Annotated in this window: 16 protein-coding genes; 4 read left to right on the forward strand and 12 right to left on the reverse strand. The window is 72.8% G+C overall.

The genetic code is table 11. The features are described 5' to 3' along the window. Positions 1 to 2: 2 nt before the first annotated feature. The 3 genes from ACPPVO_RS45275 to ACPPVO_RS45285 are packed head-to-tail and all read right to left on the reverse strand — an operon-like array spanning position 3 to position 3,483. On the reverse strand, positions 3 to 1,079 hold the full coding sequence (locus tag ACPPVO_RS45275; RefSeq protein WP_426504824.1) for an alanine racemase: 1,077 nt from the start codon (positions 1,077 to 1,079) through the stop codon (positions 3 to 5). After that, the gene (locus ACPPVO_RS45280; RefSeq protein ID WP_426504826.1) at positions 1,076 to 1,912 is read right to left on the reverse strand and encodes an amidohydrolase family protein; all 837 of its coding nucleotides are present in this window, start codon (positions 1,910 to 1,912) and stop codon (positions 1,076 to 1,078) included. Before ACPPVO_RS45280 ends, ACPPVO_RS45275 begins: the two co-directional genes overlap by 4 nt. Further along, on the reverse strand, positions 1,909 to 3,483 hold the full coding sequence (locus ACPPVO_RS45285; protein WP_426504828.1) for an N-acyl-D-amino-acid deacylase family protein: 1,575 nt from the start codon (positions 3,481 to 3,483) through the stop codon (positions 1,909 to 1,911). The genes ACPPVO_RS45280 and ACPPVO_RS45285 overlap by 4 nt, the downstream gene beginning before the upstream one ends. Before the next feature lie 6 nt (positions 3,484 to 3,489). On the opposite strand from ACPPVO_RS45285, the gene ACPPVO_RS45290 reads away from it, so the two are divergent. Further along, positions 3,490 to 3,870 carry a RidA family protein gene (locus ACPPVO_RS45290; protein WP_360380709.1) on the forward strand — a complete coding sequence of 127 codons (381 nt, stop codon included), beginning with the start codon at positions 3,490 to 3,492 and terminating at the stop codon, positions 3,868 to 3,870. Positions 3,871 to 3,878: 8 nt separating this feature from the next. Here the strand turns inward: ACPPVO_RS45290 and ACPPVO_RS45295 are convergent, their stop codons facing one another. The 9 genes from ACPPVO_RS45295 to ACPPVO_RS45335 form a co-directional block, all read right to left on the reverse strand. After that, the gene (locus tag ACPPVO_RS45295; protein ID WP_360380707.1) at positions 3,879 to 4,745 is read right to left on the reverse strand and encodes an IclR family transcriptional regulator; all 867 of its coding nucleotides are present in this window, start codon (positions 4,743 to 4,745) and stop codon (positions 3,879 to 3,881) included. 70 nt (positions 4,746 to 4,815) lie between these two features. Then, complete coding sequence (locus tag ACPPVO_RS45300) at positions 4,816 to 5,805, reverse strand: ABC transporter ATP-binding protein (protein WP_426504829.1); 990 nt, start codon at positions 5,803 to 5,805, stop codon at positions 4,816 to 4,818. Next, positions 5,802 to 6,779 (reverse strand): ABC transporter ATP-binding protein, encoded by a 978-nt coding sequence (locus ACPPVO_RS45305; protein WP_426504830.1) that lies wholly within the window; start codon positions 6,777 to 6,779, stop codon positions 5,802 to 5,804. The genes ACPPVO_RS45300 and ACPPVO_RS45305 overlap by 4 nt, the downstream gene beginning before the upstream one ends. Continuing rightward, positions 6,776 to 7,666 (reverse strand): oligopeptide ABC transporter permease, encoded by an 891-nt coding sequence (opp4C, locus tag ACPPVO_RS45310; protein ID WP_426504832.1) that lies wholly within the window; start codon positions 7,664 to 7,666, stop codon positions 6,776 to 6,778. Before opp4C ends, ACPPVO_RS45305 begins: the two co-directional genes overlap by 4 nt. After that, the gene (locus ACPPVO_RS45315; protein WP_426504834.1) at positions 7,663 to 8,622 is read right to left on the reverse strand and encodes an ABC transporter permease; all 960 of its coding nucleotides are present in this window, start codon (positions 8,620 to 8,622) and stop codon (positions 7,663 to 7,665) included. The genes opp4C and ACPPVO_RS45315 overlap by 4 nt, the downstream gene beginning before the upstream one ends. Before the next feature lie 72 nt (positions 8,623 to 8,694). Continuing rightward, positions 8,695 to 10,290: an ABC transporter substrate-binding protein gene (locus tag ACPPVO_RS45320; RefSeq protein ID WP_426504835.1), complete on the reverse strand. Its 1,596-nt coding sequence runs from the start codon at positions 10,288 to 10,290 to the stop codon at positions 8,695 to 8,697. A gap of 51 nt (positions 10,291 to 10,341) precedes the next feature. Then, on the reverse strand, positions 10,342 to 11,193 hold the full coding sequence (locus ACPPVO_RS45325) for a fumarylacetoacetate hydrolase family protein (RefSeq protein ID WP_426504837.1): 852 nt from the start codon (positions 11,191 to 11,193) through the stop codon (positions 10,342 to 10,344). Beyond that, entirely contained in the window at positions 11,168 to 12,052 is an 885-nt protein-coding gene (locus tag ACPPVO_RS45330) for a Gfo/Idh/MocA family protein (RefSeq protein ID WP_426504838.1), read from the reverse strand. The genes ACPPVO_RS45325 and ACPPVO_RS45330 overlap by 26 nt, the downstream gene beginning before the upstream one ends. After that, the gene (locus ACPPVO_RS45335; RefSeq protein ID WP_426504840.1) at positions 12,049 to 13,065 is read right to left on the reverse strand and encodes a Gfo/Idh/MocA family protein; all 1,017 of its coding nucleotides are present in this window, start codon (positions 13,063 to 13,065) and stop codon (positions 12,049 to 12,051) included. The genes ACPPVO_RS45330 and ACPPVO_RS45335 overlap by 4 nt, the downstream gene beginning before the upstream one ends. Positions 13,066 to 13,247: 182 nt before the next feature. On the opposite strand from ACPPVO_RS45335, the gene ACPPVO_RS45340 reads away from it, so the two are divergent. Genes ACPPVO_RS45340 through ACPPVO_RS45350 form a run of 3 tightly spaced genes read left to right on the forward strand, consistent with a single transcriptional unit; the run spans position 13,248 to position 16,485 of the window. Next, positions 13,248 to 14,570, forward strand: coding sequence for an aspartate aminotransferase family protein (locus tag ACPPVO_RS45340; protein ID WP_426504842.1), 1,323 nt, complete (start codon positions 13,248 to 13,250; stop codon positions 14,568 to 14,570). Between the two features lie 11 nt (positions 14,571 to 14,581). Further along, positions 14,582 to 15,874: a histidinol dehydrogenase gene (hisD, locus tag ACPPVO_RS45345; RefSeq protein ID WP_426504843.1), complete on the forward strand. Its 1,293-nt coding sequence runs from the start codon at positions 14,582 to 14,584 to the stop codon at positions 15,872 to 15,874. After that, positions 15,871 to 16,485, forward strand: a complete 615-nt coding sequence (locus tag ACPPVO_RS45350; protein WP_426504845.1) for an SGNH/GDSL hydrolase family protein — start codon at positions 15,871 to 15,873, stop codon at positions 16,483 to 16,485. The genes hisD and ACPPVO_RS45350 overlap by 4 nt, the downstream gene beginning before the upstream one ends. Position 16,486 lies beyond the last annotated feature (1 nt).

Consider the following 16,486-nt stretch of genomic DNA (forward strand, 5'->3'; position numbering starts at 1 on the left):
CGTCAATAGCGCGCGGAGATCTCCCAGCGCTCGACCACCTCGTCGCCGCGGACGGCGTACAGGTGGCTCCACATGTTCGTGGTGCCGCAGGCGTGGTTCGGGACGATCCGCACCAGGTCGCCGACGGTGAGGGAGGCGGCCGGGTCGAGGAGGAAGCCGTGCTCCTCGTTGGCGTCCACGAACCGGACGTCGGAGTCCAGGAGCCGGCCCACCGAGCCCGCGGCCGCGATGGTGTCCGAGCTCATCGCCTTGATGCCCGCGTCGATGATCGGGCGGCCCGCCCGCTGGACCGACACGACCCGGGCCAGGACCGACAGCGCGCAGTCGTCGATGGTGCAGGAGCCGAGGCGGATCTGGTTGGCGTCGTAGTACACGTAGGTGCCGGGCCGGCCCTCGGTCACGCCCGCCGCGAACGGGGCCGACGTGGCGCCCGGTGTGGAGCCGACCGAGACGACGTCGATGTCGTGGCCGCCGGCGCGCAGGCCGTCGGCCAGCCGGGCCAGCAGGGCGCCCGCGCTGCGCCCGGCGGCCTCCAGGGACGGGCGGTCGGGCATCGTGGCCAGGTGGCCCTCGTGGGTGAGCAGCCCGCGCAGCCGCAGGCCGGGCAGCGCGGCCAGCGCGGCCGCGGTCGCCGGGACGTGCTCCGGGTCGACGCCGAGCCGGGCGTGGCCGGTGTTCACCTCCAGCACGAACGGGACCGTCACCCCGGCCGCGTGCGCGGCGGCCGACAGCGGCGCGGCGGCCTCGAGCGAGTCCAGCGCCACGGTCAGGCCGCCCGTGCGGACCGCGTCGATGACGAAGGCGACCTTGGGCGGGCCGACCGGGGCGTGCGCCCACAGCAGGTCGCGAAGGCCCGCGGCCTGCAGCCAGGCCACCTCGGCCGGGGTCGAGCAGGTCATGCCCAGCGCGCCCGCGCCGAGCTGGCGGCGTACCACCTCCAGGCATTTGGACGTCTTCGCGTGCGGGCGCAGCCCGACCCCGGCCGCGGCGAACGTGCCCGCCATCCGGGCGATGTTGCGCTCCAGGCGGTCGAGGTCGACGAGCAGCGACGGCGTCGGCAGCTCCGGGATCAGCGTCATCGGGTCAGCCCCAGGGCCTCGCGCGGGTCGCCGTCGATGAGCCACTCGACGGTCGCCGGCTCGATGGCCGGCAGGCCGCCCGGCCGCATCCGGGCGAGGCCGTGCAGGCCGTCCTTGGCCTCGGCCGGGGTCCACATCGGATAGTCGGAGCCGAAGAGCAGCTTCGGTACCACGCCCCACTCCTGCGCCCGCACGAGCGCCATGAACCCGTCCAGCGGGCGCGCCCACGAGGCCGAGACGTCGCCGAACACGTTGCGGTTCTTGCGCAGCACCACGATCGTCTCGCGCTGCCACGGGTGGCCGAGGTGCGCGATGATCTGCTTGAGATCGGGGTGCCGGCGGGCGACGTCGTCCACGAGCAGCGGGTTCGACAGCTCCAGGCGCCCCTCGGGGCTGGGCGTGGTGCCCATGTGCCACAGCACGATGAGCCCGGCCTCGGTGGCGGCGCGGAAGAACGGGTCGTGGGCCTCGTCGCGGGCGTCGAAGTGGGCCAGCACCGGGTACAGCTTCACGCCGCGCAGCCCGCGCGCGATGCCGTCGGCGAGCTGGTCCATGACGTCCGGGTCGGACAGGTCCAGCGCCATGAAGCCGAGCGTGTTCGTACTCGTCCGGGCGCAGAAGTCCTCGACGAACTCGTTCGGGGTGAGCACCCCGGCGCGGGTGGCGCGCATGCCGAAGACGAACGCGAGGTCGACGCCGGCCGCGGCCATCGCCTCGTCGTACTGCTCCGGGGTGCGGTCGGCGTAATCGTGGCCGTAGACGGGCTGCCAGTTGCGGTGCCACTCGCAGCCCCAGTGCTCGGACAGGTGGCAGTGGGTGTGGACGTCGATCATCCGGTGGTTCCTCTCGTGCGGTGCAGGACCCGTCCCGCCCGCCGGCCGGTGTGCGTGCCGCGCTCGACGGTCGGCACGCCGCCGACGAGCACCAGGTCGATGCCGGTGGCCAGCTGGTGCGGCGCGGTGAAGGTGGCGGTGTCGGCGACGGTGCGCGGGTCGAAGACGACGACGTCGGCGGGGGCGCCGGGGCGCAGCACGCCGAGGTGGGGCAGGCCGATGCGGCGGGCCGGCTCGGAGGTGCAGCGGCGCACCGCGTCGGGGAGATTCTCGGCGTAGCGGCTGAGGTACCGCGGAAAACACCCGTAGCTGCGCGGGTGCGGGACCCCGGCGCCGGTGATGCCGCCCGGGTCCAGGGCCAGCCCGTCGGACGCGACCACCGCCGCGGGGTGGGCCAGGACCGTGCGCAGGTCGTCCTCGCTGCGCCCGCCGGCCGTCATCATGGCGCCCGCGCCGAGGTCGGCGAGCAGGTCGAGGGCCGCGTCGGCGCCGCCGAGGTCGGCCAGGGTGCGCCCGAGGGCCGGGTCCGCGTCGCCGCGGCTGGTCCAGCTGATGGTCAGCTCGTCCCAGCCGGTGGGCCGGTCGACCCAGGCGGCCCGGATCCGGGCGCGCACCCCGGGGTCGCGCAGCCGGGGTGCCCAGGCGGCGGCCCCGCCCTCGAGCGCCCAGGCGGGCAGCAGCTGGGACAGGGGCGCGTTGCCGTGGACGTACGGGTAGATGTCGACGCCGATCTCGCACCCGTCGGCGTTGGCCGCGTCGACGAGGTCGAGGGCGCCGCGGACCGCGCCCCAGTTGCGGCGGCCGACGGCGGCCAGGTGCGAGATCTGGGTGCGGGCGCCGGTGGTCCGGGCGACCCGCACCGCCTGCGCGACGGAGTCCAGCAGCCCGTCGTCGTAGCTGCGCACATGCCAGGTGAAGACCGCGCCGGCCCCGGCGACGACCCGGGCGAGGGCGATGAGCTCCTCCTCGCGGGCGTAGGTCAGCGGCGGGTACACCAGGCCGGTCGACAGCCCCAGGGCGCCCGCGCCGAGCGCGTCGGCGAGCAGCCCGCACATGCGGTCGAGCTCGGCCGGCCCGGCCGGCCGGTCGTCGAAGCCGCAGACGGCGGCGTGCAGCGGCACGTGCCCGACGAGCGCGGCCACGTTTACCGACGGGCGGGCGGCCGCCACGGCGGCGAGGTACCCGGGCAGGTCCCGCCAGTCCCAGGCGATCGCCGGGTCGAGGTCGAGGTAGCTCACCGCCGCCCGGATGCCCTCGATGTCGGCGCCGGGCGGCAGCGGGGCCACCCCGAGCCCGCAGTTGCCGACGACCTCGGTCGTGACGCCCTGGTGTACCTTGCTGCGCGCCTCGGGCCCGGACAGCAGCGTCAGGTCCGAATGGGTGTGCAGGTCCACGAAGCCCGGGCAGACGATCCGCCCGGTGGCGTCGAACGCCGGCGCGCCGGTCTCGATGCCCGCCTCGACGGCCACGACCGCGCCGTCGCGGATCAGGACGTCGGCGGCGATCCCGGGCGAACCGGTGCCGTCGAGCACCGTCCCACCCTGGAGCAGCAACGTGGAATGTGATTCCATGTCCGCATGATCGAACGCTTTCATCCCGGCTCCTTCGCCCCCGTCACGGTTCCGCTGTCACACGCCACGAAGGCGGGCGGCTTCGTCTTCGTCTCCGGCCAGGTTGCCACGACCGCCGACGGCTCCATCTACCTCGGCGACTTCGAGGCCGAGGTGAACCAGACCCTGGACAACGTCGAGGCGGTGCTCGCCGCGGCCGGGGCCCGGGCCGACCAGATCGTCAAGGTCGGCGCGTTCCTGTCCAACGCGACGCTGTTCGCGCCGTTCAACGAGGTCTACGCCCGCCGCTTCGGCGCCGCCCCGCCCGCCCGCACCACGGTCGTCGTGGCGTTCGGCCGCGGCGACGTGCGCGTCGAGGTGGAGTGCATCGCGTACGTCGGCGAGTAATGCGGGCATCAGCGTTTCCCGGCGGGGCGCAGCGAGCGGTGCACGATGCGCAGGGCCGCGGTGAAGTCGGGGTCGTCGGACATCGCCTTGGCGACCTCGTCCAGCGCGGCCACGTACTCCTGCTGCTTCGGCGCCGTGAACTCCCCCGCCGGCCCGGAGACGCTGACCGCGGCGAGCAGCTCGCCGCCGATGCGCACGCCGACCGCGACGCACCGCAGGCCGGCGCTGCGCTCGTTGTCGTCGAGGGCGTAGCCGCGCTTGGCGGTGCGCTTGAGGTCGCGGCGCAGGTCGGCGTGGGTGGTGACGGTGTTCTCGGCGAAGGCCGGGAACGGCTCGGCGGCGGGCAGCAGCGCGGCGAGGTCCGGCTCCGGCAGCTCCGACAGCAGCATCTTGCCCAGGCCGGTGCAGTACGTGTGGTCGCGGGCGCCGAGCGCGGTGGTGAACCGCAGCGGGCGGTCCGGCTCGGCGACGCAGATGTGCAGCACCTGGTCGCCGTCGAGCACGCCGAGGTTGGCGGTCTGGCCGGTGCCGAGCGCCACCGGGCGCAGGTAGGCCTCGGCCACCACGGTCAGGTCGAGCGAGGAGACGTACGCGCTGGCCAGCCGCTGCACCTTGTGCCCGAGGCGGTACGAGGGCCGCTCGTCGACCCGGACCACGTACTCCATCTCCGCCAGCACCGCCAGGAGCCGCACGAGGGTGCTCTTCGGCAGCGCGGTGCTCTCGCTGAGGTCGTTGACGGTCAGCGGCTCGGACTCGGCGGCGAGCATCTCCAGCAGCGCGAGGCCCCGGGCCAGGGCGTTGGCGTGGTAGTTCGCCGACGCCGGCTTGCTGTCGTCGACGGGCACCGGGCGGGCGGTGCGGATGGTGCGGGCCATGACGGCCTCCTCAATGCTTTCACGCCTTACAGCGGCGGGCGCTGATCGGTCGGGCGGCGGCTCTGTTGCGCTACAGGGTGGCGGGCAGTTCGGGGAAGTGGCAGGCGCTCGGGTGGCCCGCCCCGATCCGATCGATCAGGGTGGGTGCCTCCTGTGCACAGACATCCTGGGCCTTCCAGCATCGCGTGCGAAATCGGCAACCCGACGGCGGGTCGGCCGGGCTCGGTACGTCACCGGTGAGCGTGATGCGCTCCCGCTCGTCCCGCCCCACCGGCGTGGGCACCGGGATCGCGGACAGCAGTGCCTGCGTGTACGGGTGGGTGGGGCGGGTGAAGATGTCCGCCCGGGTGCCCGTCTCCACGATGCCGCCGAGGTACATCACCGCGACCCGGTGCGAGATGTGCTTGACGACGGAGAGGTTGTGGGAGATGAACAGGTACGCGAGCCCCAGCCGGTCCTGCAGGTCCCGCAGCTGGTTGATCACCTGCGCCTGCACCGAGACGTCGAGCGCGCTGACCGGCTCGTCGAGCACGAGCAGCTTCGGGTTGAGCGCCAGGGCCCGGGCCAGGCCGACGCGCTGGCGCTGGCCGCCGGAGAACTCGTGGGCGTAGCGGCGGGCGTGCTCGGGGCGCAGCCCGACGAGGCGGAGCAGCTCGGCGACCCGGTCGGCGCCGCCGTCGCCGTAGCGGCCCTGCACCCGCAGCGGCTCGGCCACGATCTCGTGCACGGTCATGCGGGGCGACAGCGAGGCGTACGGGTCCTGGAACATGATCTGGATGTCGCGCCGCCTGGCCCGCAGCTGCGACTGGGGCAGCCGGGCCAGGTCGGCCCCCTCGAACAGGATCCGGCCCGCGGTCGGCTCCAGCAGGCGCACCAGCAGCCGGCCGGTGGTCGACTTGCCGCAGCCCGACTCGCCGACCAGCGACAGCGTCTCCCCCGCGGCGAGCTCCAGGTCGACCCCGTCCACGGCCCGCACCGCGCCCACCTGCCGGCGCAGCACCCCGCGGCGGATCGGGAAGTGCTTGGCGAGCCCCTCGACCTTCAACAGCGCCTCGGTCATGCGAGCTCCTCGTGGAAGTGGCAGGCGCTGCGGCGGCCCGCGCCGATCTCCAGCAGCGGCGGCCGGTCGGTCCGGCACACGTCCTGGGCCAGCGGGCAGCGCGGGTGGAACGGGCAGCCGCTGGGCGGCGCGGCCATGTTCGGCGGGTTGCCCGGGATCGGGTCGAGGCGGTCCGACTCGGCGTCCATGCGCGGGAGGCTCGCCAGCAGGCCGAGGGTGTACGGATGGCGCGGCTTCTCGAACAGGGAGAGCACGTCGGCGGTCTCGACGACCCGCCCGGCGTACATGACGACCACCCGGTCCGCGAGCTCGGCCACGATGCCGAGGTCGTGGGTGATGAGGATGGTCGCGGCGCCGGTCTCCCGCTGGGCCTTCTGCAGCAGCTGGAGCACCTGGGCCTGGATGGTGACGTCCAGGGCGGTGGTCGGCTCGTCGGCGATGATGAGGTCCGGGGCGTTGGCGATGGCCATCGCGATCATCGCGCGCTGGCGCATGCCGCCGGAGAACTCGTGCGGGTACTGCTTCGCGCGATGGGCCGCGTCGGGGACGCCGACGAGCGCGAGCAGCTCCACCGCGCGGGCCCGGGCCGCCTTGCGGTCCCGCCGGTCCTGGTGCAGCAGCACGGTCTCGGCGATCTGCTCGCCGATGCTCAGCACCGGGTTGAGCGCGGTCATCGGGTCCTGGAAGATCATGCCGACCGGGCCGCCGCGGATCGCCCGCAGCGCCCGCGCCGGCAGCCCACGCAGGTCCTGGCCGCGGAACGCGAGCATGTCCGCGCTCACCCGCGCCGGCGGCTCGCGCAGCAGGCGCAGCACCGACATCGCGGTGACGGTCTTGCCGGAGCCGGACTCGCCGACGACGGCGACGATCTCGCCCTCGTGCACCTCGAGGTCGACGCCGTCCACGGCGTGCACGACGGCGTCGTCGGTGTGGAAGTCGACGCTGAGGTTGCGGATCTGCAACAGGGCCGTCATGACTGCCTCGGATCCACGGCGTCGCGCAGCCCGTCGCCGATGAAGTTCACGGCGAGCACGGTCAGCGCGACCGCGACGCCCGGGGAGAGCCACAGCCACGGCTCGCTGCGGATGACGGTGAGGCTCTGCGCGTCGGTGAGCATGTTGCCCCAGCTCGCCGCGGGCGGCTGCACGCCCAGGCCGAGGAAGGACAGCGTCGCCTCGAGCGCGATCGCCTGGGCCACGGCGAGGGTCGCGGCCACGCTGACCGGGGGCAGCGCGGCCGGGATGATGTGCCGGCGCAGCAGCCACACCGGGCCGGCGCCGGTGGCCCGGGAGGCGAGCACGAACTCCTGCTCGCGCAGCGACAGCGTCACGCCGCGCACGATCCGGCCGCAGACCGGCCACTGGAACAGCCCGATCGCGATCACCATGGTGACCACGCTCGGGCCGAGGACGCCGGCGATGACCACGATGACGACAAGCGACGGGAACGACATGAACACGTCGGCGATGCGCATGATGAGCCCGTCGACCCAGCCGCCGAGCAGCCCGGCGATGCCGCCCAGGACCGTGCCGATGACCACGGCGAGGGCGGCCGAGGAGATGCCGACGCCGAGGGAGACCCGCCCGGCGAAGAGCAGCCGGCTGAACACGTCGCGGCCGGTCGAGTCGGTGCCGAGCCAGTGCCCGCCCGACGGCGCGGCCCGCGCGGCGAGCAGGTCGATCTGGTTGGGGTCGTGGCCGGACAGCGGCCGGGCGAAGACGGCCGCGAGCACCACGAGGAACAGGAAGACAAGGCTCGCGAGGGCGATCGGGTGCCGGCGGAAGCGCCGGAACGCGCCCCGGCGCGGGATCGCGTCGCCGCCACCGATGTCGGCGGCCTCGTCCGCCACCTGGATCGTCATCGCAGCCTCACCCGGGGGTCGACGAGCGTGTACAGGACATCGGCGAGCAGGTTGGACAGCAGCACCAGGATCGCGATCAGCAGCGCGAAGCCGATGATGACCGAGTAGTCGTGCTGGTTGACCGAGCTCACCGCGAGCTGGCCCATGCCCGGCCAGGCGAAGACCTGCTCGATGACGACCGCGCCGGCCAGCAGCTGCGGCACGCTGGAGGCGATGACGGTCAGCAGCGGGATGAGCGAGTTGCGGAAGGCGTGGCGCAGGACGACCCGGCGCGGGGGCGCGCCCTTGGCCTCCGCGGTTCGCACGTAGTCGGCCTGCAGCTCGGTGATCATGGAGCTGCGGACGTACCGCATGAAGGGCCCCGAGTTGCCGAAGCCCAGGATGAGCGCCGGCAGCACGAGGTGGCGGATCGTGTCCAGCAGGCTCGGCGCGGTCGGGTCGGAGATGCCCGACGACGGCAGCCACTGCAGCTTCAGCGTGAAGAAGTAGATGGCGATCAGCGCGACGAAGAACACCGGGATCGACACCGAGCCGAGGCTCACCACGGTCGCGGAGTAGTCGACGATCGAGTTGCGCCGCCGGGCGGCGGCGATGCCGAGCGGGATGGCGACCAGCAGCGAGATGACGAGCGCGACGCCCATCAGCTCGACGGTCGGGCCGATGCGCTCGCCCAGCACGTCGGTGACGGCGCGCCCGTTGAGCAGCGAGTAGCCCAGGTCGCCCTGCAGGGCGTTGACCAGCCAGTGCCAGTACTGCACGAACACCGACTGGTCGAGGCCGAGCTCGTGGCGCTTCTGCGCGATGAACTCGGCGCTGCCGGAGTTGAGCTGGTCCGCCGGGACCTGCATGGCGATCGGGTCGCCGGGCGACTTGTGCACCAGGCCGAAGATCGCGACGGTGATCAGGAAGAAGACCAGCACGTTCACCAGCAGGCGGCGGGCGAGGTATGCCCCCAAATTACGCTCACACTCCTTTCACTGTGAGGCGGCCGGGCGGGTGGGTGGGCCCCACCCGCCCGGCCGTGTCCGTCAGCCGGAGATGCTCCAGCTCGCCGGGTCCCAGAAGTTCGCGTCCTGCGAGCCGGGGGCCCGGAAGCCCTGGACCTTCTTGCTCACGCCCCACAGACCATAGGGGTTGTACAGCCACATGAGGTCGGCCTGGGCGTTCGCCTCGGTCGCCGCCTGGTCGTAGAGGGTCTTGCGCTGCGCCGCGTCCACGGTCTGGTTGGCCTGCGTCATCAGCTGGTCGAGCTTGTTGTCGCAGAAGAAGTTGATGTTGCCGCCGGCCGGGTACTGCTGCGCGCACGCGGTGATCACGTTGATCGCCGAGGAGTCCACCGCGTAGTTGCCGCCGCCGTACAGCGTCATGTCGTACGACTTGTCCTTGTAGGTGCCGGCGATCTGGGCCGCCTGGATGTTCACCAGGTTCACCTTCACGCCGACCGCGGCGAGCTCGCTCTGCACGATCGTCGCGGTGGCGTCGCGGTCGCGCTGGCCGTGCACCCACTGCAGGTTCACGGTGCGGTTGGTGTCCCAGCCGGCCTCGGCGAGCAGTTGCTTGGCCTTCTCGACGTTCTTGGCGTAGTCGTTGAGGCCGGACGGCTCGTTGGCCTTGGCGAAGTCGGACAGCCGCACCTCGGCCTTGCCCATGAGGACCGTCTTGACGATCTGCTGGCGGTCCACCGCGTAGAGGAAGGCCTGGCGGACGCGGGCGTCGGCGAAGTACGGCTTGGACTGGTTGAGCGCGATGCGCACGAACCCGGCGCCGGGCTTCTCCTGGGTGGCGACGCCGCCGAAGCCGGCCACGGTGGCCGCGTCGGTCGGCGAGTAGGAGGCGATGTCGATGCCGCCGTTGCCCAGCTGGGCGGTGGCGACGTCGGACGTCATCGGCTTGAGGTAGACGTCCTTGATCTTCGCCGGGTTGCGGTAGTTCGGGTTCGCGGTGACGTGGACGTACTGGTTCGTCTTGTACTCCACGAACGTGTACGGGCCCATGCCGACCGTCGGCTTGCGGAAGAACTCGTCCTTGGCCACGGCGTCCGGGGCGTCCTTGCCGAGGACGTGCTCGGGCAGGATCCACGGGTAGCCGATGACCGCGAGCAGGCCGAAGTTGGGCTTGGCGGCCTTGATGACGAACGTGTTGTCGTCCGGCGCCGAGAAGCCGGTGATCGTCGGGGCCTTGCCGGAGGTGAAGTCGGCGACGCCGGCGACCGCGGCGTAGCTGCCCGCGGTGGCGCTCGTGGTCTTCGGGTTCGCCAGCAGGGTGTACGTGAAGAGGACGTCCTTGGAGGTGAACGGCTGCCCGTCGCTCCACTTGAGACCCTTGCGCAGGTGGAACGTGAAGGTCGTCGCGTCCGGCGAGACGTCGTAGCTCTCGGCGAGGCGCGGCTGGAGCTTGTAGTCGGGGTCGACGGCGAGCAGGCCCTCGTTGACGAAGGACATGACCTGCGAGTCGGCGCCGTTGAGCGGGGCCAGCGGGCTGAAGACGCCGGCGGGCTCCTGGTAGAGGTACACGTTCAGCGACGACTTGCCCGGCGTGGACGTCGTGTCCGATTTCGGGCCGGTGCAGGCGGCGGCGGAGAGTAGGGCCACCGCGGCGGCACCGGCAAGGAACACCCGTTTCATGGGCACCTCTTTGTATCGGGGGGTTGGCACTTGCGAGGGTTGGGCGCGGCCTCAGGCCACCGTGTTGCGGAGGGTTCCCAGCGGGCCGAGGTCGACGGTCATCTCGTCGCCGGCCCTGAGGTATTCGCCGGTCGCGGCCCCGACGCCGGAGGGGGTGCCGGTGAGGATCACGTCACCGGGTTCCAGGGTCATCAGCCGCGACGCGTGGGCGATCAGCTCGGCCACCGTGAAGATCATGTCCTTGGTCGAGCCGTGCTGCTTGGTGACGCCGTTGACGTCGAGGCGCACCGGGATCGCCTGGGGGTCGCCGGCCGCGTCGGCGCTGAGCAGCCAGGGGCCGAGCGGCGCGAAGCCGTCGCACCACTTGCCGGCGAGCCAGTCGAAGAACCAGACGGCCTTGTCGTCGGTGTCGCGCTCGAAGCCGTAGTCCATGCTGCGCGCGGACACGTCGTTGGAGGCCATGTAGCCGGCGACGTACTCCAGCGCGTCGTCCGCCGTGACGTTGCGGGCCGGCCGGCCGATGACGACGGCGAGCTCGGCCTCCCAGTCGATCTCGTGGCTCACCTCGGGCAGCGGGATGACCGCGCCGGGCCCGACGATCGACGTGGGGGGCTTGAGGAACAGCCGCGGCGAGAGGCGGGTCTTGTCGAGCGGGTCGCCGCCGGTCTCGGTCACGTGGTCCTGGTAGTTGGCCGCGGCGGCGAGCAGCTTCCCGGGCCGCTGCAAGGGGGCCCGGAGCTCCACGGCGCCGAGCGGGACGGTCCTTTGTGGACCGCCGTGGTTCGGGAGTCCGCGCTCGACCAGCGCCTGCAGGTCGCCGTCGCCGAGCTCGGCGATCGTCTCGTCGTCCTCCAGGCGGCCGTGGCGGACCTTCCCGTCACGCAGATAGCTGACGAACCGCATCGAGCTTCACTCCCCGACCCTCGGTGATGGACTGCTGGGCGGCCTCGACCACCCGCTGCGCGCGGACCGCGTCGCGGGGGCCGAGCTCGGCGCGGCCCGTGCGCACGCCGGCGGCGAGCACGTCGAGCAGCGTGTCGACGGTGCCGGGGCCGATCCACGCCGGGCCGGCCGAGCCGGCGGTGTGCACCTGCAGCGCCGGGCGCAGGGCGTCCACGACGAGCACGCCGTGGGAGCCGCTGATGCGGTACCGGTGCAGCAGCAGGCCCGCGGGTGCGACCCCGTGCACCTGCGGCCCGCGGCCGACGACGATCGTGCTGGTCACCCCGCGCTCGTGGTCGAGCTGGAGGGTGGTGAACGGGCCGCCGGTCGCGCGGACCTTCTCGACCGCCAGGCCGAGCAGGTCGCAGACGACGTCGATCGGGTACAGCCCGAGGTTGAGCAGTTCCCCGAACGGCGCCGGGTCGCCGCCGGCCACGATGAAGTCGCACTGGACGTTCCACGGCAGCCCGACCCGCCCGGCCCGGACCGCGGCCTTGGCCGAGCGCAGGGCGCCGCCGAGCCGCTGATGATGCGCCGGGACGACCACGACGCCGTGCTCGTCGGCCAGCTCGGCCAGCCGCTCGCACTCGGCGGCGGTGGCGGCCAGGGGCTTGTCGGCCAGCACGTGGCGACCGGCCCGGATCTCGCGCTCGATGGCCCCGGCCCGCTCCGGCAACGGCAGCGCCACCGACACGACCTCCGCGTCCTCGTCGTCGACGATCGTGAACGCGGGGTGCCGGTCGAAGGCGGGGCGGTACATGTCGCGCTGGTGGTTCTGGGTTCCCATCCCGGCCTCGCCGAGCAGCCGCACGCGGATCACAGGACCGCCTCCTCAGCAACGACCTCGTCCAGCGTCACGCGCTCGCCGGTCTGGATCGACCGCTCCGCGGCGACGCCCATGGCGACCGCGAGCACCGCGTCGTCCACGGGCATCAGTGGCGGCGCGCCCCCGATGCTGTCCAGCCAGGCCCGCAGCTGCAGCGCGAAGCCGTTGCCGCCGGCCGCGGGCACGAGGGCCGGGCCGTTCTCGGCGTAGAGCACCGCGGCATCGCCGTCCCAGTCCTGCCGGACGGCGCCCCCCGAGCCCGCGACGAACAGCTCCCGCTGGTTGAACGAGCCCGGCCGGTGCGCCCGGCTCATCTCGCACACCGCGGTCGCCCCGTTCGCGTAGTCCACCACCATCTCCAGGTAGTCGTAGATGCCCAGCTCCGCGGCGGTCTGCTTGTGGCCCCGGGCGCTCACGGCGACCGGCCGGGCGTCGAGCCACCAGGTGGCCAGGTCGAGCAGGTGCACGCCGTTGTGCAGGGCGTGCCCGCCGGACTTGGCCGGATCGGCGACCCAGGCGCTCCAGTCGGGCCAGATCCAGCCGCCGAGGATGGCCAGCCGGACCAGGAACGGCTCGCCGATCCCGGCCACGGCCGCCTTGACCGCGCGGCCGTAGTCGTAGGCGCGGTGCGTGTGCGCCGCCGCCAGGACCAGGCCTTTTCCGGAAAACGCGGCCTGCAGGGCCCGCGCGTCGGCCACCGTGGTGGTCAGGGGCTTCTCGATGAGCAGATGTTTGCCGGCGCCGGCGACCGCGGCGCCGATCGCGGCGTGCGTGAAGTTGGGCGTGCACACGATCGCCGCGTCGACGTCCGGCCAGGCCAGCGCGGCGGCCAGGTCGCTCTCGTGCGGGATGCCGCCCTGCGAGCGCGCGAACGCGGCGGCGCGGCCCGGGTCGACGTCGACGATCCCGGCGATGCGCGCCCCCGGCGTGACGGCCACGGCGGCACTGTGCGCGTCGGCGATGAACCCGGCGCCGACCAGCAGGATGCCGATCTCGTCCGTTGCCACCCGGCCCTCCTCCACTGCGATGTCCGACGACGTTCTTCACGACGTTCTTCACGACGTACTTCACGACGTTCTTCACGACGTTTGGAACGTAGTTTCATGTCGCGCCGGAAGACTGTCAAGGTCCACTTTCCAAACATGGAACGTCTTGCCATGTTGTCGCGACGTGCTCTAGCGTCCCCGGCATGCCCTCTGCACAACGGCGGGAGGCCCCGCGCGGTCAGGCAATCGCGGAGCGGGCCGACCGAGTCATCCCCGGCGGCGTGAACTCGTCGACGCGTTACATCGGTGAGCCGTACGCCTTCGCCGCCGCCGACGGCGCCTACGTCACCGACGCCGACGGCCGCCGCTACCTCGACTACCACGCCGCCTTCGGCGCGATCCTCCTAGGCCACAACCACCCCGTCGTCAACGACGCCGTCCGGGCCGCGCTCGGCGGCATCGACCTCGTCGGCCTCGGCGTCACCGAGGGCGAGGTCGAGCTCGCGGAGCGGATCGTGGACATCATCCCGTCCGCCGAGTCGATGATCGCCACCATGAGCGGCTCGGAGGCCACCGCCCAGTCGATCCGGCTGGCCCGCGCGGTCACCGACCGCGACCTCATCATCAAGTTCCAGGGCGGCTTCCACGGCTGGACCGACTCCGTCGCCCGCAACGTCATCTCGGCGCCGGACAAGGCCTACGGCCGCGACCCGCTCTCCCGCGGCATCCTGGCCCAGGCCATCGACGCCACCCTCATCGCCGAGTTCAACGACCTCGACTCCGTCGCCGCGCTCTTCGACGCCCACCCCGGCCGCATCGCCGCGATAATCCTCGAGCCGATCCCGCACAACGTCGGCGCGCTGCTGCCCACGCAGGAGTTCGTCGAGGGGCTGCGCACGCTGACCCGCGACCGCGGCGCCCTGCTCATCTTCGACGAGGTCATCACCGGCTTCCGGCACGCGCTCGGGGGCTACCAGCAGGTCGTCGGGGTCACGCCGGACCTGACCACGTTCGGCAAGGGCATGGCCAACGGCTTCCCGATCGGCGGCGTCGCCGGCCGCCGGGACCTCATGGAGCACTTCAACGGCCGCACCGGCGACGTGCTCATGGCCGGCACCTTCAACGGCAACCCCGCCGCCTGCGCCGCGGCCCTGGCCACCATCGGCTACCTGAGCGAGCACCCGGACTTCTACACCCGCACCCACGAGCTCGGCGCCCGGATGCGCGACGGCCTCACCGCGATCGTCACCGAGCTCGGCATCGAGGCCACGGTGGCGGGCTTCGGCGGGGTGTTCGCGGTGTACTTCGCCAAGGCGCCCGTGCTCGGCTACCGCGACCTCATGCGCAACAACGACGCCGCGTACGTCGCCTTCCACCGCGGCATGACCGAGCGCGGCTTCCTCATGCTGCCGATGGCCCTCAAGCGCAACCACGTGAGCGGTTCCCACACCGCCGCGGAGATCGACCTGACCCTGGAGGCGGCCCGCGAGGTGCTCGCCTCGCTGCGGCCGCTCCTGGAGGGATGATGCCGCTCTTCGTGAAGACCCCCGCCGGTTCCGCCGGGAAAGGGCCCGACGTCGCCGAGGTCGTCGCCACGGTGATCGCCGACGTGGAGGCGCGCGGCGACGAGGCCGTCCGCGAGTACTCCGAGAAGTTCGACAACTGGTCGCCGCCGAGCTTCCGGCTCGAGCCCGAGCAGATCGAGCGCATCGTGGCCGGCGTGGACCGGCAGGTGATCGACGACATCCGCACCGTCCAGCGCAACGTCGGCGACTTCGCCCGGCGCCAGCTCGAGTCGCTGCACGACTTCGAGGTCGAGACACTGCCCGGGGTGTACCTCGGGCAGCGCTCCATCCCGGTGTCCGCGGCGGGCGCGTACGTCCCCGGCGGCCGCTACCCGCTCGTCGCCTCCGCGCACATGACGGTCGTGACGGCCAAGGTCGCGGGCGTGCCCCGGGTGGCCGCGTGCACCCCGCCGATCCGCGGCGAGGTCCCGGCGGCGACGGTCGCCGCGATGCACCTGGCTGGCGCCGACGAGATCTACCTGCTCGGCGGCGTGCAGGCGGTCGCCGCCCTGGCCCTGGGCACCTCGTCCATCGCCAAGGTCGACCTGCTGGCCGGCCCGGGCAACGCCTACGTGGCCGAGGCCAAGCGCCGGCTCTTCGGCCGCGTCGGCATCGACCTGTTCGCCGGCCCGACCGAGATCCTCATCGTCGCCGACGACACCGCCGACCCGTTCATCGTCGCCGTCGACCTGCTCAGCCAGGCCGAGCACGGCCCCGACTCCCCCGCGATCCTGGTCTGCTCCTCGGAGCGGGTCGCCCGCGCGGCCCTCGCCCACGTCGAGGCGCTCCTGCCGGACCTGCCGACGAACGACTACGCCGGCCCCGCCTGGCGCGACCACGGCCAGATCATCGTGACCGACACGACCGACGAGGCCTTCGCGGTGGCCGACGGCTTCGCGGCCGAGCACGTGCAGGTCCTCACCGCGGAGCCGCGCCGCGCCCTGGCCCTCATGCACGACTACGGCGCCCTCTTCCTCGGCGAGGCCACGTGCGTGTCCTACGGCGACAAGGTCATCGGCACCAACCACACCCTGCCGACGCGCGGCGCGGCGCGGTACACCGGCGGCCTGTGGGTCGGCAAGTACCTCAAGACCGTCACGTACCAGGAGGTCACCTCCCGGGAGTCGAGCGTCGAGCTCGGCCGCCTCTGCGGCCGCGCCGCACGGGTCGAGCTCTTCGAGGGCCACGCCCGCTCGGGCGACGTGCGAGCGGCCAAGTACGCGGGCGACCCGCTGCCGTGGGCTGCGGGACAATACAACGCATGATCTTCAAGGACGGCCAGCGGGTCCTCTTCATCGGCGACAGCATCACCGACTGCGGCCGGACCGGCCCGCTGGCCCCGTACGGCGACGGCTACGTGAACCTGCTCCGCGCCCTGGTCACCGCCCGCCACCCGGCCACGGACCTGACCTGGCTGAACCGCGGCGTCTCGGGCGACACGGTGCGCCACCTGCGAGCCCGCTGGGACCGCGACGCCGTGGCCGAGCGCCCGGACTGGCTCTCGATCATGATCGGCATCAACGACGTCTGGCGCGCGTTCGGCGACCGCCCCGACGAGGCCGTGCCGATCGACGAGTACGAGTCGACCCTGCGGGCCCTGCTGACCGAGGTGGACTGCCCCGTCATCGTCGGCACCCCGTACTTCATCGAGCCCGACCGCACCGACGCGCAGCGGGCCCGGAGCGACTCGTACGCGGACGTGGCCCGCCGGGTGGCCGCCGACTTCGGCGCGCTGCTGGTGGACACCCAGGCCATGTTCGACCGGCTGCTGGAGCACCGGGCCCCGTCGGCGTGGGCCCCGGACCGCGTCCACCCCGGCCTGGAGGGCCACACGGCCCTGGCCCTGGCCTTCCTGGAGGTCATCGAGTCGGACTGAG

Origin of the sequence: Dactylosporangium sp. McL0621 (assembly GCF_049995355.1) — a bacterium.
In the GTDB taxonomy this organism is placed as follows: domain Bacteria; phylum Actinomycetota; class Actinomycetes; order Mycobacteriales; family Micromonosporaceae; genus Dactylosporangium.

What these genes read in the sequence shown, in the direction of transcription:
- ACPPVO_RS45295 (WP_360380707.1), bottom strand. Translation starts at nt 4,745, where the DNA reads ATGGCCCGCACCATCCGCACCGCCCGCCCGGTGCCCGTCGACGACAGC.
- ACPPVO_RS45290 (WP_360380709.1), top strand. Translation starts at nt 3,490, where the DNA reads ATGATCGAACGCTTTCATCCCGGCTCCTTCGCCCCCGTCACGGTTCCG.
- ACPPVO_RS45305 (WP_426504830.1), bottom strand. Translation starts at nt 6,779, where the DNA reads ATGACGGCCCTGTTGCAGATCCGCAACCTCAGCGTCGACTTCCACACC.
- ACPPVO_RS45275 (WP_426504824.1), bottom strand. Translation starts at nt 1,079, where the DNA reads ATGACGCTGATCCCGGAGCTGCCGACGCCGTCGCTGCTCGTCGACCTC.
- opp4C (WP_426504832.1), bottom strand. Translation starts at nt 7,666, where the DNA reads ATGACGATCCAGGTGGCGGACGAGGCCGCCGACATCGGTGGCGGCGAC.
- ACPPVO_RS45340 (WP_426504842.1), top strand. Translation starts at nt 13,248, where the DNA reads ATGCCCTCTGCACAACGGCGGGAGGCCCCGCGCGGTCAGGCAATCGCG.
- ACPPVO_RS45320 (WP_426504835.1), bottom strand. Translation starts at nt 10,290, where the DNA reads ATGAAACGGGTGTTCCTTGCCGGTGCCGCCGCGGTGGCCCTACTCTCC.
- ACPPVO_RS45280 (WP_426504826.1), bottom strand. Translation starts at nt 1,912, where the DNA reads ATGATCGACGTCCACACCCACTGCCACCTGTCCGAGCACTGGGGCTGC.
- ACPPVO_RS45325 (WP_426504837.1), bottom strand. Translation starts at nt 11,193, where the DNA reads ATGCGGTTCGTCAGCTATCTGCGTGACGGGAAGGTCCGCCACGGCCGC.
- ACPPVO_RS45350 (WP_426504845.1), top strand. Translation starts at nt 15,871, where the DNA reads ATGATCTTCAAGGACGGCCAGCGGGTCCTCTTCATCGGCGACAGCATC.
- ACPPVO_RS45300 (WP_426504829.1), bottom strand. Translation starts at nt 5,805, where the DNA reads ATGACCGAGGCGCTGTTGAAGGTCGAGGGGCTCGCCAAGCACTTCCCG.
- ACPPVO_RS45285 (WP_426504828.1), bottom strand. Translation starts at nt 3,483, where the DNA reads ATGGAATCACATTCCACGTTGCTGCTCCAGGGTGGGACGGTGCTCGAC.